Genomic DNA, 26,262 nt, shown 5'->3' on the forward strand with positions numbered 1-26,262 from the left:
TATTGACAATTGAACCCCTGACGTTGCGGAGATACCAGTGATCACAGTCCTTGCCGTGCACTTTGCGGTGGCTGTTGTGGCGCCAGTCCTCTTCCATCGGTTCGGTCGAAACGCATTTTACGTTCTCGCGGCGGTGCCCGCCGGCTCGTTCGTTTGGCTGGTCCTGCAGCACAGCGCCGTCTATGCAGCCGGCTCCGGCGGCTCCCGGGCCGGGGGTTCAGGCGCCGGCATTGCCGAAGTCCTGCCCTGGATCCCCGAACTGAAGATCGAGCTCGCCTTCCGCATGGATGCCCTGGCCTGGGTCCTGTCCCTGCTGGTCCTGGGCGTCGGCGCGCTGGTCCTGGTCTACTGCGCCCGGTACTTTAAGGACAAGGACGACTTCCTCGGAGGGTTCGGCGCGCAGCTGCTGGCCTTCGCTGGGGTGATGTTCGGCCTGGTGACGGCGGATGACCTGCTCCTGCTCTTCATCTTCTGGGAGCTGACCACGGTCCTGTCCTATCTGCTGATCGGGTACGCCCGGACCCGGCTCGCGGCGCGCCGGTCCGCCCTGCAGGCCCTCATTGTCACCACCGCCGGCGGACTGGCCATGCTGGTGGGCCTCATTATCCTCGGCTTCACTGCAGGGACCTACCGGATCTCGGCCATTCTCGAGCTGGCGCCCACCCTCGTCACCGGACCCGCCGCGGGGGCAGTAGCCGCCGCCGTCGTGCTCATTCTGGTGGGTGCGATCACCAAATCCGCGCTCGTCCCGTTCCACTTCTGGCTCCCGGGCGCCATGGCGGCGCCCACCCCGGTGAGCGCCTACCTGCACGCCGCGGCCATGGTGAAGGCCGGAATCTACCTGGTGGCGAGGCTCGCGCCGGGATTTGCGGAAACGGCCTTCTGGCTGCCGGTGGTGCTTGGCCTTGGCCTGGCCACCATGCTCGTGGGCGGATACCGGGCGCTGCGGCAGACCGACATTAAGCTGATCCTGGCCTACGGCACGGTCAGCCAGCTCGGCTTCCTGACCATGGTCGTCGGACTCGGCGAGCCCGACGCCGCCCTCGCCGGCCTCGGGCTACTGCTCGCCCACGGGCTGTTCAAAGCCACCCTCTTCCTGGTGGTGGGCATCATCGACCACCAGGCCGGCACCCGGGACATCCGCAAGCTCTCGGGTGTGTTCCGTTCCTCCCGTGCCCTCGCAATCGTGGCCGCCATCGGCGCCGCCTCAATGGCCGGGATTCCGCCCCTGGCCGGCTTTGTGGCCAAGGAATCGGTCTTCGAAGCTTTCGTCCACCACGGCTCCGGCGCCGGACCGTGGGGGATGGTGGTCCTCGTCGGCCTGGTCCTTGGCTCCATCCTGACATTCGCTTACAGCGCCCGGTTCATGTGGGGCGCCTTCGCCGTTAAATCCGGCGTCGGGACGACACCCTTCAAACCGATCAAGCCGGCGTTCCTCGCAGCCCCGGCCCTTCTGAGCGTGCTGACGATCGTGTACGGGCTGTGGCCGGCTCCGGTGGACGGCTGGATCCAGCCGTACGCGGCACTGTTTGTGCCCGACGGCGAAGACCCGGCCGCCGCCGCCGGCCACCTGGCCCTCTGGCACGGCGTGACCCCGGCGCTGGGCCTGACCGCCATCACCTTCGCCCTCGGCCTGGCCATGTACTACGGCCGTAACGCCGTCGGCCGCCTTCAGGCCCGGGTTCCCGGCTGGATTGACGGCGACCGCGGCTACCAGTTGACCATCGGCGCGCTGGATGACGCCGCGGTCTGGATTACCGGCCGGACCCAGCGCGGCTCGCTGTACTTCTACCTGTCCGTCATCCTGACCGTGGCGTTCGTCCTTCCGCTCACGGCGCTGGTACTGGCCAATAAGCCGCTGCCGGAGGACCTCTACTTCATCGACCCCCACTCCCCGCTGCAGATCGTGGTGGGCGCAGGAATCATCATCGGGGCGCTGGCCGCGGTGCGCGCAAACAAGCGGTTCCTGGCCGTCCTGATGGTGTCCGTCACCGGCTACGGCATCGCCCTGATGTTCGCCCTGCAGGGCGCTCCGGACCTCGCCCTGACCCAGATGCTCGTGGAATCCATCATCCTGGTGGCCTTCGTCCTGGCCATGCGCAGCCTCCCGGCGGAACTGCGCGACCGGACCGGCGGGAAATACCGGGTGGTCCGAGTGATCATTGGCGCCGCCTTCGGAGTCACCATGGTGTTCGTCGCCATCTACGCCCTTGGCGCGAGGGTGGCCCCGCCGGTATCGCTGGAGTTCCCGAAGCTGGCGTACGAAGGCGGCGGCGGCCTGAACATCGTCAACGTGACACTGGTGGACATCCGCGCGTGGGACACGTTTGGGGAGATCGCGGTGTTGGCCCTCGCGGCCACCGGTGTGGCCAGCCTGATCTTCGTCAAGAGCCGCGGCGAAGGAATCCGTGCCTCCTCCACTGTTGCCGAGGGTTCCGTGGGCCGCCGCAACCCCGGCGCCGGACGCGGAAACACCCGCGACGACGCCGCGCTGGCCATGAGCCGCCGTTTCGCCGCCTCCGGCCGTGACGCCTGGCTGGTGGCCGGACGGACCCTGGCGCCGGAGCGCCGCTCGATCATCTTTGAAGTCGTCACACGGCTGGTCTTCCACTCGATCATCGTTTTCTCCATCTACCTGTTGCTCGCCGGGCACAACTTCCCCGGCGGCGGCTTCGCCGGGGGCCTGACGGCCGGACTGGCGCTCACCGTCCGATACCTCGCGGGCGGGCGTTTCGAGTTGCGGGAAGCCTCGCCGATCAGCGCCGGCACCCTGCTGGGCGTCGGGCTGGCCACCGCAGCGGTGTCCGGCCTGGTGCCTCTGCTGCTGGGTGGCCAGGTGTTCCAGACCGCCATCATCGAGTTCTGGCTTCCGGTCTTCGGTGACGTCAAGTTTGTCACCTCCACAATCTTCGACATCGGGGTGTACACGGTGGTCGTCGGCCTGGTGCTGGATGTGCTGCGCAGCCTCGGAGCCGAAATCGACGAACACTTCGAGGAAGAGGCCGGGGAACACCCCGGCGACCACGAGCCCGCCGGAGTTCCGGCCGAGATCACCGTCAAGGGGAAAGCATGAGCGTCAACCTGACCCTGCTCATGGTTATGGGGGCCCTGTACGCGTGCGGCATCTACCTCCTGCTCGAACGCAGCCTCACCCGGGTGCTGCTGGGCCTGATGCTTCTGACGAACGCCACCAACCTGCTGATTTTGACCACCGGGGGCTACGCCGGCCTCGCGCCCATGTTCAGCAAGGACACCCCGGCCGCAGCGTACAACGATCCCCTGCCGCAGGCCCTGATCCTCACCTCGATTGTCATCTCCTTCGCGGTTACAGCGTTCATGCTGGGCATCATTTACCGGACCTGGGTCCTGGCCCGCGAGGATGAGATCCAGGACGATGCCGAGGACCGCCGTGTGGCGCGGACCCCCAGCTTCGACATCGAGGACGATTCCGTGGTCCCGGTGGAGACCTCCGAGTTCCCGCTGACCATGATCGGTACGGACGGCCAGGCGGTCTCCGATATTCCCGCCGGGGCGTCGGCCATCGTTGAGGTCGCTGACCGCACACTGGACGCCCATGCGGCCGCCGCGGAGGAACAGCCGGGATCCTTGAACGTCATACCCCCAAACAAGGAAGGAGGCGGACAGTGAACATTGCCAGCTTCGCCCCGCTCGCCGTCCTTCTTCCCATCCTCGGTGCCGCCCTGACCTTCCTGTTGATCCGGCACTCACGGGCGCAACGGACCGTAAGCATCGCACTCCTGTCCATGACGCTGCTGCTTGAATGCTGGCTGCTGGCCGCCGTCTGGGACGGCGGAACGGCGGCTGTCACCCTCGGCGGCTGGCTTCCGCCCTGGGGCATCGTGATGGTGGTGGACCAGTTCTCCTCGCTGATGCTGGTGGTGTCCTCCGCCGTCAGCCTCGCGGTGCTGATCTACGCCACCGGGCAGGGCATGGCAGACGGCGACCGGGACGCGCCCGTCTCGATCTTCCACCCCACCTACCTGATCCTGGTGGCCGGGGTGTCCAACGCCTTCCTCTCCGGCGACCTGTTCAACCTGTACGTCGGGTTCGAAATCCTCCTGACAGCCAGTTACGTGCTGATGACCCTCGGCGGAACGGGACCGCGGGTCCGTGCCGGCGTGACCTACCTCGTGGTTTCCGTGGTGTCCTCGGTGCTGTTCCTGATGGCGATTGCGATGATCTACGGAGCCACCGGCACCATCAACATGGCCGATCTCGCCATTAAGCTCGCGGACCTGGACCAGGGCACGCAGAACCTGCTGCACGTGATGCTGCTGGTCGCCTTCGGCATCAAGGCGGCCGTGTTCCCGCTGTCCTTCTGGCTCCCGGACTCCTACCCGACAGCACCGGCCCCGGTCACTGCGGTGTTCGCCGGCCTGCTCACCAAGGTGGGTGTCTACGCCATTGTCCGCACGGAAACCTTGCTCTTTCCCGGCGACACTTTCAACGGGCCGCTGATGGTCGCCGCCTTGTTGACCATGATCGTGGGAATCCTCGGAGCACTGGCCCAAAGTGATATCAAACGATTGTTGTCCTTCACCCTGGTCAGCCATATCGGGTACATGGTGTTCGGCCTTGCGATGTCCTCTGTGGCCGGACTGGGTGCGGCGGTCTTCTACGTCGCCCACCACATCACCATCCAGACCAGCCTCTTCCTGGTGACTGGCCTGATTGAACGCCGTGGCGGCAGCTCCTCGGTGGACCGGGTCGCCGGGCTCGCCAAGCTGTCCCCGCTGCTGGCCGTACTCTTCTTCCTCCCGGCCATGAACCTGGCCGGGATCCCGCCGTTCTCGGGCTTCCTGGGCAAGCTGGGGCTGCTGCAGGCCGGCGTGCAGCTGGGAACCCCGCTGGCCTACGCCCTGGTGATTGGCGGGGTTCTCACCAGCCTGCTGACCCTGCTGGCCATCGCCAGGGTCTGGAACCGGGCGTTCTGGCGCAAGCCCGAGGACGCCGAACACCCCGATCCGGTCCTGCTGGCCGCCGCCTCCGATTCCGCTACCGGGGACCGGGCAGGAAAAACCAATGTCACCCTGCTGCCACGGACCATGGTGGGGTCCACCCTGGGCCTGGTGATCTTCGGTGTGGCACTGACAGTCTTCGCGGGTCCCTTGTTCAAGGTGGCAGACCAGTCGGCCTTCGACATGCTGGACCGGACCCCGTACATCCATGCAGTCCTCGGTCGGGATGCGCCGGTTCCGGCGATCTCCCAGCCCGAGCAGCGGGAGGGAGGGAGATGAACCGGAAGCGGATATCCCTGCGGCAGGAACTTCCCCTGCTCGTCTGGCTTGTGGTGGTCTGGGGCGCCCTCTGGCGGGACTTCAGCCCTGGTAACCTGCTCTTCGGTGCGCTGATAGCAGTTCTTGTGGCCCGGCTGTTTTACCTGCCGCCGGTGGAACTCGGAGGCCGCTTCAATGTGCTCCGGGCTGTTCCGTTCGCCCTGATGTTCCTGCTCAAAGTGGTGGCAGCGAGCTTCCAGGTCCTCCACCTGGCCGCGGTCAAAGGACCCAAAGTCATCAGCGCCGTCGTCGCCGTTCCCCTCCGCAGCCACTCGGACCTGCTGGTCACCGCCACCGGTCACGTCACGGCGCTGATCCCCGGCTCGCTCGTAGTGGAGGTGGACCGGTCCACGTCCACGCTCTATATCCACGGCATCAACGTGCGCAACGCGGACGACGCCGCCCAGCTGCGCAAGGACGTCCGCGACACGGAAGCGGGGCTGATCAGAATCATGGGCACCAAGGCAGAACTGTCGGCACTGAACCAGGAGGTGGGCGCATGATGCAACTCGTCCTGGCCGTGACCGCGGTGGTGCTGTCGCTGGCCGCCGGAGGAGCGATCATCCGGATCGCGCGGGGCCCGTCGCTGCTGGACCGGGTGCTCGCCGCGGACGTGCTGCTGGCCATCGTCGGCGCTGCCCTGTGCATTGACATGGCCGTGAACCGGCACCTCAACAACCTCATGCTGCTGGTGGCGGTGTCCCTCATCGGGTTCGTCGGCTCCGTAACAGTTGCCCGCTTTGTGGCCGACCGGCGGGAGAAAACGCGTGAATCCTGAGCCTTTTTCCGGTGACACCGTCATAGACGCCGTTTCGGCAGTCTTTCTGCTGGTCGGTGCCCTGATGTCGCTCGCGGCGGCCGTAGGCCTGCTCCGCTTTCCGGACCTGATGAGCAGGATGCACGCGGCCACCAAGCCCCAGGTGCTGGGACTGTTCCTGCTGCTGTCCGCGCTGGGCCTGCAAATGCGCACCTGGTGGGTGTGGCCCGTGCTGGTGGTGGCCTGGATCTTCCAGCTGCTCACGGTGCCGGTATCGGCCCATATGGTGGGCCGGGCCGGCTACCGGACAAAGCACCTGCATCCTGAGCTGCTCAGCACGGATGAACTGGAGGCCGTGGTGCAGCAGGCGGCCGGCAAACGCGGCTTCACCGACGACGCCGGCGGGCCCGCCGCCGGGCGGTAAGGCTGGATGAGGCGCCCTGGATCAGGCGCCCTGGATGATGCGCCCTGGACCAGGCGCCTAAACCAGTTCCTGGGTCTTGGCGAAGCGGGTCACCGCGCGCTGGGTGCCGCGGTTGGCGAGGACCTGGATGATGGCGCTGACAGACGCGGAGATCAGGGCGAAGGTCAGGGCGGAGCGCAGGGTGGTGGGAACGTCGTCGTCGTGGCCCTTGGGCGGCTTGTTGCCCGTGGACTTCTCCCAGACCGTGTCAACGAGTTTGGTGCCGACAAAGCCGGCGAGCAGGCTGATGCCGGTGCCGAGCAGTTTGATAAAAATGTTCATTCTTCGCAACTCCTAGCGGGAGGAAACAGGGCTTCCCCTAGCCTAGCGTTCCCCGCCCCGCGCTCCAGACAGGGCAGTCCGCGGTGCGGGAACCCGCCGGGGTGCCCCTTCCGGCGGCTATTTCCCGGCCGGGGTGGTGCGTTTGCGGAAGGTTCCGGCGATGGAGAGTTTGCTCGAGTACTGGATGGACCCGTACCGGAAGAGGTGGACGGCGAGGCGGAGGATGAGGAATCCGGTCAGGAACAGCTCGACGATGATGATCGTGGACTCGAGCGGGCTGAGGGTCCCGAAGCTGTTCCGGAGCAGGCCCGTGACGGGGGCGGAAAGCGGGAAGTAGGTGAAGATCTGCACGATGGGGGCGCGCGGATCGGAGATGATCAGGCTGATCGCATAGAACGGCACGAAGATCAGGGCCATCAGGGGCCCGAAGATGGTGCCTCCGTCTTTGGCGGTCGGCATGATGGCACCGATGGCGACCAGGACTCCGGTGAAAACCATGAAGCCTCCGATGAGCAGCAGCGCGCCGACGATCATGGTCCCCGGGTCGAAAGTGATGCTCGACAGGTCAAGATCGGGGATGGCCAGCTTGTCCCGGAAGTAAAGGAACCCAACGGCGATCGGCGTCAGGAAGACCAGGATCTGCACGACTCCGACCATGAAGAGGGCAATGACTTTGCCGATGATCAGGGTGGTGGGGTTCAGAGTGGTCAGGATCATCTCGGTGACGCGGTTCTCCTTTTCCTCCAGGGTGGAGTTGAGCATCTGGTTGGAGAGCAGAATGATCGAGACGTAGAAGATCAGCAGGAACATCAGCGGCGGTATCGCTGAGCCGAAGCCGCCCGTCGGCTGACCGTCCTTAAAGGTGACGGCTTCGGTTTTGACGTTTCCGCTGGCCGCGGCAATCAACTGCGGGGAGCCCACCTGGGCCTGGGCCGACGCGGCGAGCAGCTGTTTGGCGACGGCGTCGTACTTGCCGTTCTCGAAGATCCCTTTGTCGGCTCCGTAGACCTTCACCGGCTGCGCCGCGGGCTCGGCGGGGTAGACGAAGTACGCGTCCGTCACCCCGGCTTTCACGTCCTCCAGGGCGCGGGCGGGGTCCTCGGCCGGTCTGCCACCCATGGCCGCGGCGATGTCCGCGCTGACGAGGGCGGAACTATCGGTGTAGGTGAAGGCCACGGCGGCGGTCTTCTGGGCGTCGGCGCTGGCCGCGGTGGAGGAGTTGCTCAAATAGATGAGCGCGAACACGACAGCCATCACCACCGGGATCGACAGGGTGGCGATCCAGAAGGCGCGCTTTTTCATGGTGCGGGTGAACTCGAAGTCCACCACCGTGCGAAGGTTATGCCGGGCAAAGGGCCGCTTGGGCGGGACCGGCGTCGGCCGCGCCGGGACCGGGGCCGGACGCTGGGTGGATGTTTGGTGTGCCACGGTTTTCAGACCTCCGCCATTTCATGGTTGTCGCCATAGACCTTGATGAAGACTTCGTCCAGGGAGGTCCTGGCGGTGGTGAAGGACCGCACGGCCACGCCCTGGCTGATGAGTTCCCGCAGGACCGTCGCCTGGTCTCCGCCGGGGCGGGGGGAGAGCTCCGCGTCACCGCCGGCGGCGGTGACGATGTCGTACAGGGCCGAGGCCGGCAGCACGCCGTCGTAGGAGAGCCGGTAGACGGTTCCACCGAATTGTTCCTGGACTTCGGCAACGGTGCCGTAGGCGCGGGAGGTGCCGTCTTTCAGCAGGATCACCCGGTCGCAGAGCCGTTCGACCTCTTCCATCTGGTGGGTGACCATGATGACGGTGGCACCGGCGCGTTTTTGGTCTTCAATAATGTCCATCAGGAGGCGCCGGTTGACCGGGTCGAAGCCTTTGGTGGGTTCGTCCAGGATGAGCAGTTCGGGATCGTTCATGATGGTCACGCCGAGCTGGATTTTTTGCTGCTGCCCGCCGGAGAGCTTGTCCAGCCGCATGCCCGCCTTGTCCGGCAGGCCCACCCGTTCCAGGTACTCCCGGGACCAGGACTTCGCGTGGGTCTTGTCCAGGCCTTTGAGCCGGCCGAAATAGACCATCACATCCAGCACGGACTCTTTCTTGTACAGGCCACGTTCCTCCGGCAGGTACCCGAGCCGCGCCCCGTCCTGCGGGGCGAAGGGCTTGCCGCCGATGTGCAGGGTCCCGGCGGTCGGCTGGTAGATGCCCAGCAAAGCCCGCAGCGTGGTGGTCTTCCCGGAGCCGTTGCTGCCCAGGAACCCGAACGTTTCCCCGGCCCGGACATCGAAGGAGAGGTCCCGGATGACGGTTGTGTCCCCGAAGTCCATTCGAAAATCCTGAATGTGTACCAGCGGCTCGGCCGCCCCGCTCCCCAACGTCATGCCATAACCCTAACCGGAGGCGACGCCGGCGGCGGGATGAAGCGGCAGAGATCGGTCGACGCCGCCGGCGGTCCGGCGCCCGGAGCGGGCCGCCGGATGAACCACGGCGCGCGGGTGTAAACTGGGCCACGCCCACAAGGGCAATTTAGATACGACAGGGGAGCGCCGCCGTCGGGCATTTCCGGAAAAATCCGGGGACACCACAGGTGGGCGCTGAGAGTGCGGACAGCCGCAGACCCTCGAACCTGATCCGGTTAGTACCGGCGCAAGGGAGTCGAGTTCTCAGAGTGTTCCCGGTGGCGGCGGAAGCCGTGGACCGGGTCACTCTCCCCTCCTGTTCCTCAGGAGGACGAAATGACTGACACATCTGCAAAGCACGAGTTCGGCAAGCAGGAATCAACCACCCCCGGGTCCGCCGCGACCCCCGCCCGGCGGACGCACGCCTGGCGCGTGGTGGACATTGTGCTGGCGGCGTTGATCGCCGTGGCTGGCGGCGTGATTTTCTGGGCTTGGTCCCAGGGCGCAAATCTTATCTCCGCGCCCGTCAATGCGTTTTACCCGCCGCTCACCGGGCTCTACTCCGGCGGCTGGATGATTCCGGCGGTGCTGGGCATGCTGGTTATCCGGAAGCCGGGCGCGGCGGTGTTCTGTGAAACCGTGGCCGCCACGGGTGAGCTGATCATGGGCTCCCAGTACGGCGCCTCCGTCCTGTTCTCAGGCTTCCTGCAGGGCCTTGGCGCCGAACTCATCTTCGCCGCGTTCCTCTACAAGAGGTTCAACCTGCCGGTGTCACTGCTGGCCGGCGCGGGTGCGGGCCTGTTCTGCGGCTTGAACGACTCCTTCCTCCCGTGGGGCTGGAACGTCGCCTACGAAGCCGGTGACAAATTCGCCTACATCATCTTCTGCGCCATTTCCGGGGCCGTGATCGCCGGCGGACTGTCCTGGCTCGCCACCCGCGGCCTGGCCAGGACCGGGGTGCTGGCTTCCTTCGCGTCCCGGAAGGCGGCATCGGAACCAGTGTTCTCCTGATGCCGGCAGACCACGCCGCCCGCCCAGCCGCGGTCACTGCCCGCGGCTGGGGCTGGCGGCACGCCGGCAGGCCCCGGCCCGCCATCAGGGGCCTGGACCTGGACATCCAGCCGGGGGAGCGGGTGCTGTTGCTGGGCCCTTCAGGTGCCGGCAAATCGACGTTGCTTCATGCCCTGGCCGGGGTGCTCGGCGACAGCTCCACCGGGGAGGCCGGCCGCGGCAGCGATCCTGCGGACGACGGGAACGACGCGGACGAGTCAGGCAGCCTGCTGATCGACGGTGCCGCGCCCCGGGCAGCGCGCGGCCGGGCCGGTTTAATGCAGCAGGACCCGGAGACCCAGGTGGTACTCTCGCGGCTCGGCGATGACGTCGCCTTCGGCGCGGAAAACCTCTCCGTCGCGCCAGAGGACATCTGGCCCCGCGTGGCGGAAGCGCTCGAGGACGTCGGGCTGGGCGGGCTGCCGCTGAATCACCCGACGTCGGCACTGTCCGGCGGTCAGAAGCAGCGGCTGGCGCTCGCCGGGATCCTCGCTATGCGGCCCGGGCTGATCCTGCTGGACGAACCCACCGCCAACCTGGACCCGGCCGGCGTCCTGGAAGTCCGCGACGCCGTCGGCCGCTGCCTGGACAAGACCGGCGCCACTTTGGTGGTGGTGGAACACCGCGTCGCGGTCTGGAAGGACCTCGTGGACCGGATCGTGGTGCTGCAGCGCGGTTCGGCCACGGAGTCCGCCGTATTGATCGACGGGCCACCGGACCGGGTCCTGGCGCAGGCGCGGGATTTGCTCACCGCCGCAGGCGTCTGGGTGCCCGGTTACGTGCCGCCGGCCAGGGCGCGCCGGACGTTGTCCGCTGAACCGGGTTCCGGCGTCAAAGGCGCGGGCCATCTGCTGCTGGCAGCGGAGGACCTGGCCGTCTCCCGGGAACGGCCAGGGCGAGCGGGATTCCGCGGCGGCTTCCGGCCGATTCCGCCGGTGCCCGTACAAAAGGGGATCACCGCCCAGGTCCGCGCGGGAGAAGCGCTGACCATCACCGGACCGAACGGTTCAGGGAAATCCACCTTCGCCCTGACCCTCGCCGGCCTGCTCGCGCCTGTGGCGGGCAAGGTCTCCGCCACCCTGGAGCTAGGCGCAGGCGCCGGAATCGATCCCTACCGGTGGAAGGCGCAGCAACTGATCGCGAGGATCGGCACCGTGTTCCAGGAACCCGAACACCAGTTCGTCACCGGCCGGGTGATCGATGAGCTGATGTTCGGGCCCCGGCACCTGGGCCGAGGCGAAGACCGCGTGGACGAACTGCTGGCGCGGCTCCGGCTGACTGAGCTCGTGGACGCCAATCCCTACACGCTCTCCGGCGGTGAGAAGCGGCGCCTGTCCGTCGCCACCGTCCTCGCAGCCCATCCCCGGGTGCTGATCCTGGACGAGCCCACCTTCGGCCAGGACGCCAACACCTGGGCCGAACTGGCCTCCTTCCTCTCCGAACTCCTCGACGGCGGCACCGCCGTCGTGTCCGTGACGCACGATGCCGAGTTCAGCGAGGTCCTTGGCGGCACCGAACTGCGGCTCCCGGTGGCTGAACCCGGCGGCCCTGAGCCGCGCGACGCCGGACACGGGACCCCCGGGAAGGTTGCCACGCCATGAGGCAGGAATTGACGGTGGGCGGAAACCACGCCCTGCTGACCCGGTCCAACCCCCTGGCGAAATTCGCTGCGGTCATGCTCATCACGATCGTGCTGGCGCTGTCCATCGACTGGGTGTCCGCCTCGGTGGCGCTCGCCCTGCTGCTGGCGCTGCTTCCGCTGGCCGGGCTGACACCCGGCCGGCTCTGGCAGCGGGGCTGGCCGCTGATCCTGGCCGCGGCGTTAGGTGGTTGGAGCACCACCATCCTGGCACCGGACCACGGGAGCATCCTGCTCGACGCCAGAATCTGGTCGATCAGCGAAGGGTCCCTCGAACTCGGGCTCGGCTTTCTGATCCGTGGTCTGGCCATCGCGCTTCCGGCAATATTGCTGATGAGCTGTACAGATCCTACGGACCTGGCGGACGCCCTCGCCCAGAGAGCGGGACTGCCGCACCGCTTCGTCCTGGGGACGCTGGCCGCGATGCGGCTCGTCGGCCTGATGGCCGAGGAGTGGCAGACCATCGGGATGGCGCGCCGCGCCCGCGGCGTGGGCTCCCACGGGAATCCGCTGCAACGTCTCCGCGCCACCCTCGGGCAGAGCTTCGGATTGCTGGTCCAGGCCGTCCGCCGGGCTTCCCGCCTCGCGGTCACCATGGAGGCCCGGGGCTTCGGCGGCGAGCAACGCACCTGGGCCCGTCGGTCCACCTTCAGCGCCCTGGATCTCTGGGTGGCTCTTGGCGGGCTGCTGATCGCTGGTGCCGCCGTCGCCACTGCGCTGGCGGCAGGAACCTGGAACATGGTCTTCCTCGCACAGCACTGACGTCGGTATCGCACAATGCGGGTATCACTGTGACATTCACGGCAAAACAGCGGGAATGCCCGGCGACAATACGTCATGCATGATATTTTCTTGGAATGACTCAAGAGACTGCTGAACATGTTGGCGCCCTGCTCCGCGAAGCCCGCGGACAAAAGGGGTGGACCCAGGGGCAGCTCGCGTCCGAGCTGGGAACCAGCCAGAGCGCCATCGCCCGCATGGAACAGGGCAAGCAAAACCTCAGCCTGAAGATGATCCAGCGGCTGGAAGCGATCTTCGGCCGGAGCATCGTCAAGGTGGGACGGCCTGCGATGACGCATCTCCGGGTCGAGGGCGGCAGGACCCTGTCCGGTTCCGTGGACGTCAACAGCAGCAAGAATGCCGGCGTCGCCTTGCTCTGCGCCAGCCTGATCAACCGCGGCACCACCATCCTGCGCCGCCTGGCGCGGATCGAGGAGGTCAACCGGATTGTCGAGGTCCTGACGAGCATCGGCGTCGACTGCACGTGGCTGAACGCCAACGACCTGCAGATCCGCCGTCCCGTCACGCTGGATCTGGACTCGATGGACATCGAAGCGGCCCGCCGGACCCGCAGCGTCATCATGCTGCTGGGCCCGCTCCTGGACGAAGCCGGGGAATACCGGCTGCCGTACGCCGGCGGCTGTGACCTGGGCACCCGCACGGTGCAGCCGCACATGCAGGCCCTGCGCCAATTCGGGCTCAGCGTCGACGCGAAGTCCGGCTTCTATGCCGTGCAGGCTCCGCCGTCGGACGGGCACGACCGTTCCTTCGTGCTCAGCGAACGCGGTGATACCGTAACCGAAAACGCGATCATGGCCGCCGCCCACCGCAGCGGCACCACGATCATCCGCAACGCAAGCCCCAACTACATGGTCCAGGACCTCTGCTTCTACCTGCAGATGCTGGGCATCGGGATCGAGGGAGTGGGAACCACCACGCTGAAGATCACCGGCCGTCCGTCGGTCGACGTGGACGTGGAATACTTCCCTTCCGAGGACCCGATCGAGGCGATGAGCCTCATCACCGCCGGCATCGTCACGAACTCGGAAGTCACGGTCCGGCGCGTGCCGATCGAATTCATGGAAATCGAGCTCGCCACGCTGGCGCAAATGGGCCAGCACCTGGAGGTGTCCGGGGAATACGTGGCCCGGAACGGCCGCACCAGGCTGGTGGACGTCACCACCCGGCCCTCGGAACTGCGCGCTCCGGAAGATAAGATCCACCCCATGCCGTTTCCCGGGCTGAACATCGACAACCTGCCCTTCTTCGCTGTAATCGCCGCAAACGCCCAAGGCCAGACGATGATCCACGACTGGGTCTATGACAACCGGGCGATTTACCTGACCGAGCTGAACAAGCTCGGCGCCCAGGTGCAGCTGCTGGACCCGCACCGGATTTACGTCAACGGGCCGACCAAATGGCGTGCGGCCGAGGTCGGCTGCCCGCCTGCCCTCCGCCCCGCGGCCTGCCTGCTGCTGGCGATGCTCGCCGCCCGAGGAGTCTCCGAACTGCGCAACATCTACGTGATCGAGCGCGGCTACGAGGACCTGGCCGAACGGCTCAACACCATCGGAGCAAAGATCGAGTACTTCCAGGACTGATGGTTTCGGCGGATCCTGCCGCACAATAGAACCATGCGCACCTTCGGCGTGGAGGAAGAACTGCTCATCGTGGATCCCGGAACCGGGAGGCCGCTGCCCCTCGCCGACGTGGTGCTGCCCTGCCTGCTCCCGCCAGGGCCGGCCCCCGGCCGTACCGGGCAGGATGCCCGACCGCTGCCGCAGGCGGAACACACGGATCCCGACTTCAGCTTCGAGCTCAAGCTCGAACAGATCGAAACCCAGACGCGGCCGTGCCTGGGTTACCTGGAACTGCTTGGGCAGCTCCGGTGCGGCCGGGCCCGCGCGGACCGCGCTGCCCGGTTGCACGGGGGCCGCGTCGCTGCCCTCGCGACCTCTCCGCTCGGTTCCGCCTCGCACCTGACGCCGAAGCAACGCTATATGACCATGCAGCAGCGCTTCGGGCTCACTGTCCGGAACCAATTGACGTGCGGGCTGCATGTCCACGTCCTGGTGGACTCCCCAGAGGAGGGCGTGGCGGTGATGGACCGGATCCGGGACAAGCTTGCCGTGCTTATTGCCCTCAGCGCGAACTCCCCGTACTGGAACGGCGTGGAGTTAGGATTCGAAAGCTACCGCACCCAGGCCTGGAACCGCTGGCCCGGATCGGGTCCCACCATGATCTTCGGCAGTCTGCCGGCCTACCGCCGGGTTGTGGCCCGGCTGGTGGAAACCGGCGTCCTCATGGACGAGGGGATGGTCTATTTTGATTCGCGGCTGTGCCGGCATCACCCCACGCTGGAGATCCGGGTTGCCGATGTGTGCCTGCGGGCCGAGGACGCAGCGCTGATCGCTGTTCTGGTGCGTGCCCTGGTCGAATCGGCGTCGCGGGAATGGAATGACGGAGTGGATCCGGCCCCGGTGCCGACGCTGCTGCTGCGGATGGCTGCGTGGCAGGCCAGCAACTGTGGACTCCGCGGGCACCTGCTGGACTTCGGGACCTTCAACCCGGCTCCGGCGGGGGAAGTGGTCCGGGCGCTGGTGGACCTCGTGGCCCCGGTGCTTCAGGAGCAGGGCGAACTGGACCTGGTGCGGCACGGTATCAGCCGAATCCTGGCGCACGGCACCGGATCCCAGCTGCAGCGGGAGCCGTTCTCCACCGGCGGGCTGCCCGCCGTCGTAGACCGGGCCGTCGACGTGACCACGCAGGGAACGGACAGCGGGACGCCGCCGGACGACGTCCCGCTGGGCAGCGTCCGGCGCGCCTGAGCCCGTGACGCTGGGACCGCATTTCGCGGCAGTACCGCCCGAAAACATAGCCGCGAACTGCCTGCTCGCGGCGGCCGGGCGCGACTAGATCTGCTTGAGGCCCTGGCCGAGGTCGCGGATCAGGTCCTCGAGGTCCTCAAGGCCCACGGAGAGGCGCACCACGCCGTCGCTCAGACCGATCGCGGCCCGGCCCTCCGGCCCCATGGCGCGGTGCGTCGTCGTGGCGGGATGGGTGATCAAGGACTTCGAATCGCCCAGGTTGTTGGAGATATCGATGATCCGCAGCCCGTCCAGCAGCGCGAACGCGGCCTCCTTCGCTGACCTGCCGGGGGACGGGGAGAGCTCGAAAGTCAGCACGGTGCCGCCGGCCTTCATCTGCCGGGCGGCTAATTCGTGCTGCGGATGGGAAGGCAGCAACGGGTACCGGACCCAGCTGACGCCGGGTTGCTCCTCCAGCCACTCGGCCAGCCGCAGGGCCGAAGCGGAGGAATGGGTTACCCGCAGGCCCATGGTCTCCAGGCCCTTGGTTAACACCCACGCGTTGAAGGCGGAGAGCGCCGGGCCGGTGTGGCGCATGAGCTGCTTGACCGGTCCCTCGATGAATTCCTTGGTGCCCAGAACCGCGCCGCCCAACACCCTGCCCTGGCCGTCGATGTGCTTGGTTCCCGAATAGACGATCACATCCGCGCCGAGTTCCCCGCAGCGCTGCAACAGGGGAGTGGCAAAGACATTGTCAACGACGACCGTCGCCCCGGCGGAATGCGCCAGCTCGCTCACGGCGGCGATATCGACGATTTCCTGCATCGGGTTCGACGGCGACTCGAAGAAGACCGCCGTCGTTGGTTCTGAGAGCGCTGAGCGCCACTGCTCCAGATCCGGTCCGTCGACGAAGACCGTTTGCACCCCCCAGCGGGGCAGGATCTCGCTGAGGATCACGAAACACGAGCCGAACAGCGAGCGGGCTGCTACCACCCGGTCGCCGGCGGCCAGGAGGGCCCCAAGCGCGGTGAAGACCGCGGACATGCCCGAGGCGGTGGCAAAACAGGCCTCGGTGCCTTCGAGCAGCCGGAGCCGTTCCTGGAAGGTGGCCACCGTGGGGTTGCCGTAGCGGGAATAGACGAAGCGTTCGTCCTCGCCGGTGAAGGCGCGCTCGGCGGCGGCCGCGGATTCATAGACGAATCCGGAGCTCAGGAAGATCGGTTCGGCGGTTTCCTGAAAACCTGTCCGGTCCAGGCCGCCACGGACAGCCTGGGTGCCGGCGCTCCAGCCCCCGGCCTCGGGATTGAAAGCCATTTAGTGATTTTCCGCGCTCGTGGGCAGGCCGCGGTTCCGCCAGCCGTTGACGGTCCGTTCCCCCTGCCGGTCGGGTTCGCCCTCAAAGCCTTCGAGGACGTTGTAGGAAGTGAACCCGGCGTCGGTGGCTGCGTGCGCTGCGGCAATGGACCGGACGCCCGAGCGGCACAGGAAGAGAAGTTCGGTGTTGCCGGCCTCGGCAGCGAGTTGTTGCAGTTGCGCGATGAATTGCGGGTTGGGGATGCCGCCGGCCAGATTCCACTGCAGGAAGAGCGGCGGGTGCGGTGTCCCGGTTGTGTCCGGGATGCCGGTATGGGCCCATTCGCCCTCGGTGCGGACGTCCACGAGAAGGGCGCCGTCTTCGAGCTTTGCCCACGCCTCGTGCGGGCTGAGGTCTCCGGCGTAGCTCACGCGTGGCCCTCTCCGTCGAAGTCTCCGTCAATTTCTCCGGCGAACCCAAGGCCGCCCACGGCGTTGGCGACGGCGGCATCGGCGCTGGCGATCGCCGCCGGCAGCACCAAAGCCTGGGCCACGACGACGTCGCTGCCGTTGAACGTGGCGGCCGGGCTGCCGTGCAAAACGTAGCCCGCGGCGAGGGCGGCCGAGACGCGCTCGCAAAATGCACGGTCGTCGGGGCCGGTGAACAGGCGGTATGCCAGCTTCTTCCCGCTCGTGCCGGCAATCGCCGGGGTCGGGGCTGGTGCCGGTATGGGTACTGCGGGGGCGGACGCGTCAGGCACGACGGATCTCCTTCTTTCACGCTTGCAGCTCGATTGGTCGATATGCCGAGTACTCACCTGAGGCACCCCGCCGCGAAAGGGAGGGTTGCCGTCCGGCCAGTCAGGGCTTGGCGCCGGTTCTCATTACTCACCAGAAACCTAACACCCGGGACGCCGGCCCGCACGGTTGCCGCCGTCATGTTAAGTAACGGGCCGGAACGGAGAAAAGGTGACGAACCGACAAAAGAAATGCAACGGAGCGGTAGCCGCTATTGGGGCCAATCGTTAGGGCTCAGACTTAACGTGAAGCTCTCAGGAGGCCTCCAACACCTCCGCAGGCGGGGTCGTGTTTTTCACGGACCGGATATCGTAAGCTCACGACTGCCGCGCCCGATGCGGTGCATGACACCATTACAGTGAAATTGGGGAACTCCATGATTCTGCGCACCATCACTCCGGCAGCGTTGCTGCTCTCGACCGCTTTGGCGCTCGCAGGCTGCGGCGGCACTCCGGCGCCTTCAGCCCCGGGCGGTCCGTCCTCGGCCGCGGCCCCGGCTTCGCCGACCACACCTGACCCGTCATCCCCGGCCGCGGGCCCGTCCTCCGCGCCGTCGCCGGCCGCGACGGTGAAGGCCTATGCGGCCGGGGATCTCGCGCAGATCATTGCCGGGCTCACGGACGAGCGCGGCGCCGGGTTCACCGCCGTATCCGCCGACCAGCTGGAGCAAGGCATCGCCACGGCGAAGAAGTTGATCGCCACGGCCGCGATCACCCCGCCCGAGTGCGCGGCGGTGGTGGACAGCAACAGCCAGATCCCGGAGGGAAGCAGCTATGCCAGCGGCGTGTCCCAGTCCGCCGCGGACCAGGTGGTCACCGTCGTCACGGTCGTGGCTGTCCAGGATCCGGACCTGCAACGCTCCAAGCTGGACGAATCGGTAGCTGGGAGCAAGAAATGCGCAAGCTTCACCATGGAGCTCCAGGGCCAAAAAGTCGCCAGCGAAACGAAAGTCCTGGACATCGCGACGTCGGCGGAAAAGTCCTTCTCGACCATGGGCATCCAGACCCTGCCGACCGGGCAGACCCAGACCACTGTCACCGTCATGGGTCTCAGCGGTGCGCTGACGGCCGCGGCGGTGGCATCAGGCCCCGGAGTCACCGAGGACGCAGCCGCGGACCTGGCCCGGATCGTCGACGAAGCCCTCGCCAAGGGCTGAACCGCACCGTCCCCGGCGGGCCCGGGAGCTTTATTCGATGGTGGCGTACAGCGCGTTGAGCTCCGCGGTGAGCTGCTGGCGCAGTTCCGGCGTGCCGATTTCCCGGCCGTCGATGCGGTTGACGGGAGCCAGCAGCCGGATGCTCGAGATCAGCCAGACGGCGTCGGCGTCGTACAGGTCACGCGGCTCCAACGGGCCGTAGCCCAGTTCCCAGCCGGCCGCCTTGGCCGCGGTGAACAAGGCCCCCTGCGAAGTGCCGGGCAGGATTCCGCTGTCGAGCTGCGGCGTGATCAGCCGCCGGACCGTGCGCACCCCGCCGGCGCCGTCGCCGTCCGTGTCCAGATGTGCGAGCAGGACGGTGGACGTCGGACCCTCCAGCACCCGCCCGTCCGCGGAGGTGAAGATCACGTCATCGGCTCCGTGCGCGTGCGCGTAGCGAAGCGCTGCCATGTTAACGGCGTAGGAGAGGGTCTTGGCGCCCATGAGCAGCCAGGGGGCGCGTTCCCCGACTTCGCTGTCGTAGCCGCGGTCCAGCAGCAGGACGTCAATGCCGGTTTCGCGCTGGCGCCGTCCGGCGGCGCCGGGGACCGACGCCTGCACCCAGCACGTGGGCCCCGCCGCGCCTTCGACGCCGCGGGTCACCAGAAGTTTCACGACCAGCTCGTCGTCCTCAGTGGCACCGCCGCCGGGCAGATGGCTGCGCCGGTATTCGCTGACCGCCGTGGCAATGGCCCGGCGCCACACGCCCTCGGCCGGGATGCCCAGCTCCAAAAGCCGCGCGGACCCGGCCAGCCGGTTCAGATGCGCCTGGAGCTTGCGGGGCTGTCCGCCCACAACCAGCAGCGACTCAAAGACGCCGTCGCCTCGGGTGGCTCCCTGGTCGGTCGCCATCAGCTGCGGTTTGGTGGCGTCCGCCAGCCGGCCGCCGTCGAACGCGGGATCCAGGAAGACCAGCACCGGGGTGGGAGCCTTAGCGGCTGCGGGAGAAGTCATGCCTTCAGCTTAGTGCGGCGGGTGACGGGATAGGATTTCAAGGTTGCCCGTTCCGGAACTGTTCCGCGGGCCTGGAGCTTGAGGGGTTCGCCTGTGCTGTGGCCGTTTTCGCTGGCGGATTCTCTTCCGTCATGGGTCATCCTGATTCTGGCCGTGGTTGATTTCGGCATCAGGGTCCTGGCCCTTGGCATCATTCCCGGAAACCGGCGGCCCACCACTGCCATGGCATGGCTCCTCATCATCTTCTTTGTTCCGGCCGTGGGCCTGGTGCTCTTCCTGCTCTTCGGCAACTTCCGGCTCTCCCGCAAACGCCGGGCGCAGCAGGACGCAGTGAACACCCGGGTCCGCGCCGGCGCCTCGGAGCTCGCGATGCTGGAGAGCGGCTATGAGGGCCCGGACTGGGTGCTGTCCGCGGCGGAACTGAACAAGACGCTGGGGTCGCTGCCGATGGTGGACGGCAACCACGTGGACCTCCTCCCGGGCTACCCGGATTCGTTCACGGCCATGGCGGCCGCCGTCCGGGAAGCGGAGTCCTTCGTCAACGCCGAGTTCTACATCCTGAGTTCGGACCACTTCACCGATGACCTGCTGACAGCGATGGAGGAAGCTGCCGAGCGCGGTGTGGAAGTCCGCCTTTTGTTCGACCACCTGGGGACCCTGCGCGTCAAGGGCTACAGCAAGCTGATCGCCCGGCTCAAGGCCAGCAAGATCCGCTGGCGGCCCATGCTCCCGCTGCGGCCCGTCCATGGGCAGTGGCGTCGCCCGGACCTGCGCAACCACCGCAAAATCATGGTCATTGACGGCGAAGTTGCGTTCACCGGGTCGCAGAACCTGATCGAGCCCTCTTACAACAACCCCCGGCACCGCAAGGTGGGCCGCGAATGGGTCGAGCTGATGGCCTGCCTGCGCGGACCGATTGTCACCACGCTCAACGTGGTCTTCGCCACCGACTGGCTCAGCGAAACGGACGAAAACCTCGAACAGCAGCTGGCGCACCGCCCGGAACTGCACGCCGGGAACATCACCGCCCAGGTGGTGCCCAGCGGGCCGGGCTTCATCACCGAAAACAACCTGCGGCTCTTCAATACCCTGATTTACTCCGCGCAGCGCAACATCTCGATCTGCAGCCCGTACTTTGTGCCGGATGATTCGCTCCTGTACGCGGTGACGACGGCGGCGCAGCGCGGTGTCGACGTCGAACTTTTCGTCTCAGAGAAGGGCGACCAGTTCCTGGTCCACCACGCGCAGCAGTCCTATTACGAGGCGCTGCTGGAGGCCGGAGTGCGGATTTACCTGTACCAGGCCCCGTTCGTGCTGCACGCCAAGCACTTCACGATCGATAACGAGGTCGCGGTGCTGGGCTCAAGCAACATGGATATGCGGTCCTTCTCGCTGAACCTGGAAGTCTCCGTGATGCTCCTGGGTGAGGACATCGTCCGGCGGGTCAGCGCCGTGGAAGACACCTATCGCGGGGTTTCCCGCGAGCTGGTGCTTGAGGACTGGATGAAGCGGCCCATGGGGGTCAAATACGTGGACAACGTCGCCCGGCTGACGGCGACGCTCCAATAGCCTGCGGCGTGCTGCCCGGACGTGGTGGCGGGCCGGTGCGGAGCCTAGCCGGGCGGGAATTCCGCGCCGAGCGCGGAGAGGACCCCGAACGCTTTGGCCCTGATCTCCGCGTATTCCTCCTGCGGGTCGGAATCCGCGGTGATCGCACCGCCGACGCCCAGGCTCAGCGCAGTGCGGTTCCCGGACTGCCCGGTTACCACAAGGGTGCGGATCGCTACGGCGAGGTCGGTGGCGCCGTTGAGAGAGAAATAGCCGATTGCCCCTGAGTACACGCCGCGGGGTGCACCCTCGAGCCGGTCGAGGATGGCCATGGTGCTGACCTTGGGGGCGCCGGTCATTGACCCGGCGGGGAAGCATGCTGCGACGGCCTCGGCCCGCGGCATGCCGGGCCGGAGCCGGGCGTCGATGGTACTCACCATCTGGTGGACCGTGGCGTAGCTTTCTATCGCGCAAAGCCGGCTGACCGCCACCGATCCGGGCACGGCGAAATGGCTGAGATCGTTGCGGAGCAGGTCCACGATCATGATGTTCTCGGCGCGGTCCTTCGGTGAGGACTGGAGGTCCTGCCGCAGCGCTGAGTCCCGGGCGGCGTCGGCATCCCGGGGCCGGGTTCCCTTGATCGGCTCGGCGCGCATGTGACCGTCGGCAGCGATCCGGAGGAACCGTTCCGGGGACGTGCTCGCCACGGCGAGCTCTCCGAACCGCAGGTAGCTTGCGAACGGGGCCGGATTTTTCCGGCGTAGGGCCAGGTAGGTCTGCCATGGATCGACCGCGGAGGAAAGCTCGGCTGTCAGCGTGGTGGTCAGGCACACCTCGTAGGTGTTGCCCTCGGCGATCTCGTGCTGGGCCTGCGAAATCTTCGTTTTATACGCGGCCTCGGAGTCCCGCGCCGTGAAGTCCGGCGCGCTGTGGCCGGAGGAGGAGGGTCCGACGGCGTTGCTGCCGCCGGCTCCCGACGCCGGCCCGGGCACCGCCGCTTCGGTTGCGGTGCGGGCCGTTCCGAGCCATTCCCCGGCGGCCGCAGTGTCCAGCGCCAGCAGCCAGACCGTGTGCTCCACATGGTCCAGCACCACGGCGCGGCCGGCAAACAACAGGCAGGCGTCGGGGGTTCCGGCGGTGACGTCGCTGCCGCCGGTCTCCCGTTTGAGTTCGTAGCCGAGGTAGCCGAGCCAGCCCAGGGTGAACTCGCAGGGATAGTGCTCCGGGCCGTGGAGGGCACCGGAGTCCCAGGCCGCGTCAAGCCAGCGGAAAAACGGGCCAGCGACCGTGACGCTGGTGTTCCCCACCTTTACCCGGGTGGTTCCGGAACTGTGCCGGACCGACTGGCCGAACGGCCCGCCGTCGTCCGCCAGAATGCTGAACCGGCTGCGTTCCGCCGCCGGACCGGGCGCCGGGGAGGCACCGGACAGAAGCGAAGAATCGAGCCAGACGGCGTTGGCTGAGCGGCCGAAGAGGGTCTCGAACAACACGGAGGGGTCCGGGACGGCGTCGATCCGTTCGGTACGGAGCTGAAGGCCGCGGCGGGCGCCGGCTTCGGGGACCAGTACCGGGGCGAGCGCCGGCAGGTACTGGAGGGCCTGCAGGACCTCCGCCGGGGCGGCGCCGTCGGCGCGGTTGAGGACCCGGACGTCGGCGCGGCCGGGAACATCGTCCTGTGCCAGCCACACCTGCTCCTGGGCGGCCCACTCATCCCAGAAGGGTTCGTAGTTTCCGCCGTCGCGGGCCAAGGCCCTGCTGCGCCGGTCCTCGTCGGGGCAATCAGCCCAGATCACCGCGGCCAGAAAGGGGAGGGCGGATTCCGCTGCCGCCCCGACGCCTTCCACCAGCACAATCTCGGCAGGCGGGGTGGTGCGGGCATCGCCGTCATAATGCGCGGTCCAGTCCCAGCTGACCCATTCGGCCGTCTCGCCGCTGTGCAGGGGGGCCAGGACCGTGGAGACGTAGCGTTCGATACCGGCCGCGAGCCCGTTCCAGCCGGGGTAGATGTCCTCCAGATGGAACAAGGACACTTTGTGGTGTTCGCGCAGCCGCGCTGCCAGTTCGATCGTGAGAGTGGTCTTTCCCGCACCGGATCGTCCGTCGACGGCGATGATGACGGGTGCGGGACTCATGGAATAGAGCGTACCTGCTGCCCGGCAGCGCCAGGCTGTTGCCTTTCCGGTCCCCGGCGCCGGGCCAGCTCGGTCCCGACGTGGGCCACGATTCCGGGAATCGAGGCGTTGATCAGGTCCCAGGTGAGGTCAAAGTCCGTGCGGCTGCCGTACCAGGGGTCCTCAATGCCCTGGTCCAGGCCGTCCTTTCCCGCGACAGCCGGATCGAAGCTGCGCAGCATCCGGATCCTCGCCAGCGCCGCACGGTCCGGCGCCGCCTCCTGCAGCCAGCCGAAATGGTCCACGTCAAGGGCAAGAATGAGGTCCCGGGAGGCGAACCACTCCGGCCGCCATTCGCGTGCCAGGTGAGTGTCCGAGGCGATGTTGTGGCCAGCGAGATTGCGGGCTGCGCGCGGGTCGATGGGCCGGCCTACCTCGTAGCCCGTGATTCCTGCTGAATCGACGACGGCGCCGGCCAGTCCCGCGGCCGCGAGGGCTTCCGTCAGCATCAGCTCAGCCATCGGCGAGCGGCAGATGTTCCCCGTGCAGACCGTGATGATCCGGAACTGGCTCGGCGTTGAGGTCATAGGGCAAGCATGGGCCATGCCGGTCTCCTTGGCTAGATGGCGGGCCGCCAATGTTACAGCTTTTGTCACATTCGGTTTCCGGAGGTGTCATGGCCACGAGCGGGCTCGGCGCCGCGGCGGACGGGAGTGTGGCGCCCGCCCCGTCAGTGGATGAGGGCCAGCAGGACGCCGACGGCCATGAACAGCACGCCGAAGGTCCGGTTGAGGATCCGCTGCCCGCGGGCATCGTGGGTGAAGCGCTGGAACGACTTGGCCGCGGCGGCGAAGAAGAACCACATGACCAGGATGTCGATGACCACCACAGTGGCGGTCAGCGTAAGGTACTGCGGCAACAACGGATCCGCCGGGCGGATGAACTGCGGCATGAAGGCCAGGAAGAACACGATCGCCTTGGGGTTCAGCAGGTTGACCCACAGGCCGCGGCGAAACATGGAGAAGGCTGGCTCGTTCCGCAGGGCCGCGGCCTTCTCTTGGTCCAGGTCGGGCTCATGCCGGAATTGCTGGATGCCCAGGTAGACGAGGTAGGCGGCTCCCGCGTAGCGGATGACGTTGAAGGCCACCGGTGAACTCGCCACCAGTACCCCCACGCCCAGGGCCACGACGAGGATATGTACCACCAGCGCCGCCTGCTGCCCGAGGATTCCCCAGATGGAGCGCCGGAAGCCGGAGTTCAGGGAGTTGCTCATGGTGTTGATGGCGCCTGCGCCGGGGGTGAAGCTGATCAGGACGCCGGCGCCGGCGAGGGCCAGCCAGAGGGAGGGTTGCACCTGTCAAGTTTACGTTTCCGCAGCGGCCGCCGCGGCCAACTGGTCAGTCCTTGCGGCGTCCGTAGCTGAGAATCATATTGCCTTTGCTGGTCTGCTGGGATGACTGCAGCTCGAGCCGGGTCAAAGGGTCCCCATCGTTGAAGAGCCGCCGGCCGCTGCCCGCCACGACAGGATGCACGATCAGCATCAGACTGTCCAGCAGCCCGGCGAAGAGCAGCTGGCGGACCAGGGAGATGCTGCTGAATACTCCAATGTCACCGCCGTCGCTGTTCTTCAGGTCGGCGACGAAGCCCTCCAGCGGGCCCTCGATCAGCTGCGAGTTCTGCCACTGAAGGCCGCCCGTCAGGGTCCGGGACGCAACGTATTTGGGCAGCGGGTTGATGAACCCGCCAAAGTCGGCGTCGGCTTCGGCGTTCGGCCAGTATTGCGCCCACTGTTGGTAGCCCACGCGGCCCAGCAGTCCGGCGTCGATCCGGCCCATCATCTCGCCCATCCCCGCCCCGAGCTCCTCGTCAAAGCTGTCGAACTGCCATAGAAACGGGTCTTCCACCACGCCGTCCACGGAGCTGAAAAGACCGGCCGTCACATTGCGCATGCGTCCTCCTCGTTGCAGGGTGTTTGCAGTGCACCCTAGCGGCTGTGCGGCGGGGAGGGAATGCTGTGCCGGAAAGGATGTCGCTTACGCCCGGGCGATTACCTCGCCGTTGGGGATCAGGAACCAGCCGTCGTCGGTGGAACCCCAGCGGTGCCAGCCTGCCGACAGGCGGGCCAGGTCGGCGGCCGTGGCGAAGCCGTACTCACGGGCCTGGTCCGCGAAGGCCGAATGCAGCACCCGCTCGCCCCAGACCCTGGCCTGCCAGCGCCGCATCTGCCCGGTTGCATACAGCCAGTTGCTGCTGGACGGTGCGACGTCGGTGAAGCCGGCAGCCTGCGCCCATGACACCAGTCGCCGGCCGGCGTCGGGCTCGGCCCCGTTGCGGCGCGCGATCCGCTGGTAGAGCTCCATCCACTCCTCCAGTTCCGGCAGGGCCGGATACCAGCTCATGCCGTGGAAATCAGCGTCACGCACCGCCACGATGCCACCGGGTTTGGCGACACGGCGCATTTCCCGCAGGGCAGCAACCGGGTCCGTGAGGTGCTGCAGGACCTGGTGGGCGTGCACGACGTCGAACGTCTCATCCTCGAAGTCGAGATCATAGATGTTGCCGGCGACGAACTCCACGTTCGTCACGCCGCGCTCGTCGGCCAGGGCGGCTGCCTGGCGGATCACCTCGGGCGAGCGGTCCAGCCCGGTGACTCGCCCGGGGGCGACGAGCCCGGCGAAATCGCAAGTGATGCTCCCCGGCCCACACCCGACGTCCAGCACCGAGACCCCGGGGACCAGATGCGGGACCACGAACGCCGCAGAGTTCTCCGCCGTGCGGGCGGCGTGGGCGCGGACCACCGACTCGTGATGGCCGTGGGTATAAACATCGTCAGGCTGCTGGGCGCTCATAAGCAAACGCTACCGCTCAGCGCCGACAAAGCTCAGCGCCGACAAAGCTCAGCGC

General features: G+C 67.1%; 25 protein-coding genes and 2 riboswitches. Of the genes, 13 read left to right on the plus strand and 12 right to left on the minus strand.

Translation table 11 applies throughout. The annotated features are described in order from the left end of the window. The first annotated feature begins 37 nt into the window (after window positions 1-37). Genes RCH15_RS12510 through mnhG form a run of 6 tightly spaced genes read left to right on the plus strand, consistent with a single transcriptional unit; the run spans window position 38 to window position 6,478 of the window. Window positions 38-3,073: a Na+/H+ antiporter subunit A gene (locus RCH15_RS12510; RefSeq protein WP_326960990.1), complete on the plus strand. Its 3,036-nt coding sequence runs from the start codon at window positions 38-40 to the stop codon at window positions 3,071-3,073. After that, window positions 3,070-3,648: a Na(+)/H(+) antiporter subunit C gene (locus RCH15_RS12515; protein WP_326960991.1), complete on the plus strand. Its 579-nt coding sequence runs from the start codon at window positions 3,070-3,072 to the stop codon at window positions 3,646-3,648. The genes RCH15_RS12510 and RCH15_RS12515 overlap by 4 nt, the downstream gene beginning before the upstream one ends. Then, on the plus strand, window positions 3,645-5,258 hold the full coding sequence (locus tag RCH15_RS12520; protein WP_326960992.1) for a Na+/H+ antiporter subunit D: 1,614 nt from the start codon (window positions 3,645-3,647) through the stop codon (window positions 5,256-5,258). The genes RCH15_RS12515 and RCH15_RS12520 overlap by 4 nt, the downstream gene beginning before the upstream one ends. Then, a complete protein-coding gene (locus tag RCH15_RS12525) occupies window positions 5,255-5,800 on the plus strand; it encodes a Na+/H+ antiporter subunit E (RefSeq protein WP_326960993.1) in 546 nt (181 codons plus the stop codon). The genes RCH15_RS12520 and RCH15_RS12525 overlap by 4 nt, the downstream gene beginning before the upstream one ends. Further along, the gene (locus RCH15_RS12530; protein ID WP_326960994.1) at window positions 5,797-6,075 is read left to right on the plus strand and encodes a monovalent cation/H+ antiporter complex subunit F; all 279 of its coding nucleotides are present in this window, start codon (window positions 5,797-5,799) and stop codon (window positions 6,073-6,075) included. Before RCH15_RS12525 ends, RCH15_RS12530 begins: the two co-directional genes overlap by 4 nt. Then, window positions 6,065-6,478 carry a monovalent cation/H(+) antiporter subunit G gene (gene mnhG / locus RCH15_RS12535; protein WP_326960995.1) on the plus strand — a complete coding sequence of 138 codons (414 nt, stop codon included), beginning with the start codon at window positions 6,065-6,067 and terminating at the stop codon, window positions 6,476-6,478. Before RCH15_RS12530 ends, mnhG begins: the two co-directional genes overlap by 11 nt. 57 nt (window positions 6,479-6,535) lie before the next feature. On the opposite strand, the gene RCH15_RS12540 is transcribed toward mnhG, so the two are convergent. The 3 genes from RCH15_RS12540 to RCH15_RS12550 all read right to left on the minus strand — a co-directional run bounded on the left by RCH15_RS12540 (window position 6,536) and on the right by RCH15_RS12550 (window position 9,165). Beyond that, window positions 6,536-6,799: a DUF4235 domain-containing protein gene (locus tag RCH15_RS12540; protein WP_326960996.1), complete on the minus strand. Its 264-nt coding sequence runs from the start codon at window positions 6,797-6,799 to the stop codon at window positions 6,536-6,538. A 117-nt stretch (window positions 6,800-6,916) separates the two neighbouring features. Further along, a complete protein-coding gene (locus RCH15_RS12545) occupies window positions 6,917-8,227 on the minus strand; it encodes an ABC transporter permease (protein WP_326960997.1) in 1,311 nt (436 codons plus the stop codon). A 5-nt stretch (window positions 8,228-8,232) separates the two neighbouring features. Then, on the minus strand, window positions 8,233-9,165 hold the full coding sequence (locus RCH15_RS12550; RefSeq protein ID WP_326960998.1) for an ABC transporter ATP-binding protein: 933 nt from the start codon (window positions 9,163-9,165) through the stop codon (window positions 8,233-8,235). A 146-nt stretch (window positions 9,166-9,311) separates the two neighbouring features. Beyond that, window positions 9,312-9,455, plus strand: a riboswitch (TPP riboswitch). A gap of 64 nt (window positions 9,456-9,519) precedes the next feature. On the opposite strand from RCH15_RS12550, the gene RCH15_RS12555 reads away from it, so the two are divergent. From RCH15_RS12555 to RCH15_RS12575, 5 genes are all read left to right on the plus strand, one after another. After that, window positions 9,520-10,194, plus strand: coding sequence for an ECF transporter S component (locus RCH15_RS12555; protein WP_326960999.1), 675 nt, complete (start codon window positions 9,520-9,522; stop codon window positions 10,192-10,194). Beyond that, window positions 10,194-11,834 carry an ABC transporter ATP-binding protein gene (locus tag RCH15_RS12560; protein WP_326961000.1) on the plus strand — a complete coding sequence of 547 codons (1,641 nt, stop codon included), beginning with the start codon at window positions 10,194-10,196 and terminating at the stop codon, window positions 11,832-11,834. The genes RCH15_RS12555 and RCH15_RS12560 overlap by 1 nt, the downstream gene beginning before the upstream one ends. Beyond that, on the plus strand, window positions 11,831-12,634 hold the full coding sequence (locus tag RCH15_RS12565) for an energy-coupling factor transporter transmembrane component T family protein (protein WP_326961001.1): 804 nt from the start codon (window positions 11,831-11,833) through the stop codon (window positions 12,632-12,634). The genes RCH15_RS12560 and RCH15_RS12565 overlap by 4 nt, the downstream gene beginning before the upstream one ends. 95 nt (window positions 12,635-12,729) lie before the next feature. Continuing rightward, on the plus strand, window positions 12,730-14,253 hold the full coding sequence (locus RCH15_RS12570) for a UDP-N-acetylglucosamine 1-carboxyvinyltransferase (RefSeq protein ID WP_326961002.1): 1,524 nt from the start codon (window positions 12,730-12,732) through the stop codon (window positions 14,251-14,253). Between the two features lie 33 nt (window positions 14,254-14,286). Then, complete coding sequence (locus RCH15_RS12575) at window positions 14,287-15,480, plus strand: glutamate--cysteine ligase (protein ID WP_326961003.1); 1,194 nt, start codon at window positions 14,287-14,289, stop codon at window positions 15,478-15,480. 84 nt (window positions 15,481-15,564) lie between these two features. Here the strand turns inward: RCH15_RS12575 and RCH15_RS12580 are convergent, their stop codons facing one another. The 3 genes from RCH15_RS12580 to RCH15_RS12590 are packed head-to-tail and all read right to left on the minus strand — an operon-like array spanning window position 15,565 to window position 17,456. Further along, a complete protein-coding gene (locus tag RCH15_RS12580) occupies window positions 15,565-16,773 on the minus strand; it encodes an O-succinylhomoserine sulfhydrylase (protein WP_326961004.1) in 1,209 nt (402 codons plus the stop codon). After that, window positions 16,774-17,184 carry a rhodanese-like domain-containing protein gene (locus RCH15_RS12585; protein WP_326961005.1) on the minus strand — a complete coding sequence of 137 codons (411 nt, stop codon included), beginning with the start codon at window positions 17,182-17,184 and terminating at the stop codon, window positions 16,774-16,776. Then, on the minus strand, window positions 17,181-17,456 hold the full coding sequence (locus RCH15_RS12590; RefSeq protein ID WP_326961032.1) for a DUF1737 domain-containing protein: 276 nt from the start codon (window positions 17,454-17,456) through the stop codon (window positions 17,181-17,183). Before RCH15_RS12590 ends, RCH15_RS12585 begins: the two co-directional genes overlap by 4 nt. Window positions 17,457-17,526: 70 nt before the next feature. Then, a riboswitch (SAM riboswitch) is annotated at window positions 17,527-17,641 on the minus strand. A 285-nt stretch (window positions 17,642-17,926) separates the two neighbouring features. On the opposite strand from RCH15_RS12590, the gene RCH15_RS12595 reads away from it, so the two are divergent. Continuing rightward, on the plus strand, window positions 17,927-18,706 hold the full coding sequence (locus RCH15_RS12595) for a hypothetical protein (RefSeq protein ID WP_326961006.1): 780 nt from the start codon (window positions 17,927-17,929) through the stop codon (window positions 18,704-18,706). Between the two features lie 30 nt (window positions 18,707-18,736). On the opposite strand, the gene RCH15_RS12600 is transcribed toward RCH15_RS12595, so the two are convergent. Further along, window positions 18,737-19,699, minus strand: coding sequence for an aminodeoxychorismate lyase (locus RCH15_RS12600; protein WP_326961007.1), 963 nt, complete (start codon window positions 19,697-19,699; stop codon window positions 18,737-18,739). A gap of 93 nt (window positions 19,700-19,792) precedes the next feature. Between RCH15_RS12600 and cls the strand changes: the two genes are divergently transcribed. Continuing rightward, window positions 19,793-21,268: a cardiolipin synthase gene (cls, locus tag RCH15_RS12605; protein ID WP_326961008.1), complete on the plus strand. Its 1,476-nt coding sequence runs from the start codon at window positions 19,793-19,795 to the stop codon at window positions 21,266-21,268. Between the two features lie 44 nt (window positions 21,269-21,312). On the opposite strand, the gene pabB is transcribed toward cls, so the two are convergent. The 5 genes from pabB to RCH15_RS12630 all read right to left on the minus strand — a co-directional run bounded on the left by pabB (window position 21,313) and on the right by RCH15_RS12630 (window position 26,207). Further along, window positions 21,313-23,379, minus strand: a complete 2,067-nt coding sequence (pabB, locus tag RCH15_RS12610; RefSeq protein WP_326961009.1) for an aminodeoxychorismate synthase component I — start codon at window positions 23,377-23,379, stop codon at window positions 21,313-21,315. Next, on the minus strand, window positions 23,376-23,945 hold the full coding sequence (locus RCH15_RS12615) for a low molecular weight protein-tyrosine-phosphatase (RefSeq protein WP_326961010.1): 570 nt from the start codon (window positions 23,943-23,945) through the stop codon (window positions 23,376-23,378). The genes pabB and RCH15_RS12615 overlap by 4 nt, the downstream gene beginning before the upstream one ends. Before the next feature lie 143 nt (window positions 23,946-24,088). Continuing rightward, window positions 24,089-24,712, minus strand: a complete 624-nt coding sequence (locus tag RCH15_RS12620; RefSeq protein WP_326961011.1) for a LysE family transporter — start codon at window positions 24,710-24,712, stop codon at window positions 24,089-24,091. A gap of 43 nt (window positions 24,713-24,755) precedes the next feature. Next, window positions 24,756-25,307, minus strand: a complete 552-nt coding sequence (locus RCH15_RS12625; protein WP_326961012.1) for a dihydrofolate reductase family protein — start codon at window positions 25,305-25,307, stop codon at window positions 24,756-24,758. A gap of 84 nt (window positions 25,308-25,391) precedes the next feature. Then, window positions 25,392-26,207, minus strand: a complete 816-nt coding sequence (locus RCH15_RS12630; RefSeq protein ID WP_326961013.1) for a class I SAM-dependent methyltransferase — start codon at window positions 26,205-26,207, stop codon at window positions 25,392-25,394. Window positions 26,208-26,262: the final 55 nt, after the last annotated feature.

This window comes from Arthrobacter sp. MP_M4 (assembly GCF_035984855.1).
Classification (GTDB): domain Bacteria; phylum Actinomycetota; class Actinomycetes; order Actinomycetales; family Micrococcaceae; genus Arthrobacter.

What these genes read in the sequence shown, in the direction of transcription:
- RCH15_RS12600 (WP_326961007.1), bottom strand. Translation starts at nt 19,699, where the DNA reads ATGACTTCTCCCGCAGCCGCTAAGGCTCCCACCCCGGTGCTGGTCTTC.
- RCH15_RS12580 (WP_326961004.1), bottom strand. Translation starts at nt 16,773, where the DNA reads ATGGCTTTCAATCCCGAGGCCGGGGGCTGGAGCGCCGGCACCCAGGCT.
- RCH15_RS12575 (WP_326961003.1), top strand. Translation starts at nt 14,287, where the DNA reads ATGCGCACCTTCGGCGTGGAGGAAGAACTGCTCATCGTGGATCCCGGA.
- RCH15_RS12540 (WP_326960996.1), bottom strand. Translation starts at nt 6,799, where the DNA reads ATGAACATTTTTATCAAACTGCTCGGCACCGGCATCAGCCTGCTCGCC.
- RCH15_RS12515 (WP_326960991.1), top strand. Translation starts at nt 3,070, where the DNA reads ATGAGCGTCAACCTGACCCTGCTCATGGTTATGGGGGCCCTGTACGCG.
- pabB (WP_326961009.1), bottom strand. Translation starts at nt 23,379, where the DNA reads ATGAGTCCCGCACCCGTCATCATCGCCGTCGACGGACGATCCGGTGCG.
- RCH15_RS12560 (WP_326961000.1), top strand. Translation starts at nt 10,194, where the DNA reads ATGCCGGCAGACCACGCCGCCCGCCCAGCCGCGGTCACTGCCCGCGGC.
- RCH15_RS12530 (WP_326960994.1), top strand. Translation starts at nt 5,797, where the DNA reads ATGATGCAACTCGTCCTGGCCGTGACCGCGGTGGTGCTGTCGCTGGCC.
- RCH15_RS12630 (WP_326961013.1), bottom strand. Translation starts at nt 26,207, where the DNA reads ATGAGCGCCCAGCAGCCTGACGATGTTTATACCCACGGCCATCACGAG.
- RCH15_RS12550 (WP_326960998.1), bottom strand. Translation starts at nt 9,165, where the DNA reads ATGACGTTGGGGAGCGGGGCGGCCGAGCCGCTGGTACACATTCAGGAT.
- RCH15_RS12565 (WP_326961001.1), top strand. Translation starts at nt 11,831, where the DNA reads ATGAGGCAGGAATTGACGGTGGGCGGAAACCACGCCCTGCTGACCCGG.
- RCH15_RS12625 (WP_326961012.1), bottom strand. Translation starts at nt 25,307, where the DNA reads ATGCGCAATGTGACGGCCGGTCTTTTCAGCTCCGTGGACGGCGTGGTG.
- RCH15_RS12525 (WP_326960993.1), top strand. Translation starts at nt 5,255, where the DNA reads ATGAACCGGAAGCGGATATCCCTGCGGCAGGAACTTCCCCTGCTCGTC.
- RCH15_RS12595 (WP_326961006.1), top strand. Translation starts at nt 17,927, where the DNA reads ATGATTCTGCGCACCATCACTCCGGCAGCGTTGCTGCTCTCGACCGCT.
- RCH15_RS12615 (WP_326961010.1), bottom strand. Translation starts at nt 23,945, where the DNA reads ATGACCTCAACGCCGAGCCAGTTCCGGATCATCACGGTCTGCACGGGG.
- RCH15_RS12555 (WP_326960999.1), top strand. Translation starts at nt 9,520, where the DNA reads ATGACTGACACATCTGCAAAGCACGAGTTCGGCAAGCAGGAATCAACC.
- RCH15_RS12570 (WP_326961002.1), top strand. Translation starts at nt 12,730, where the DNA reads ATGACTCAAGAGACTGCTGAACATGTTGGCGCCCTGCTCCGCGAAGCC.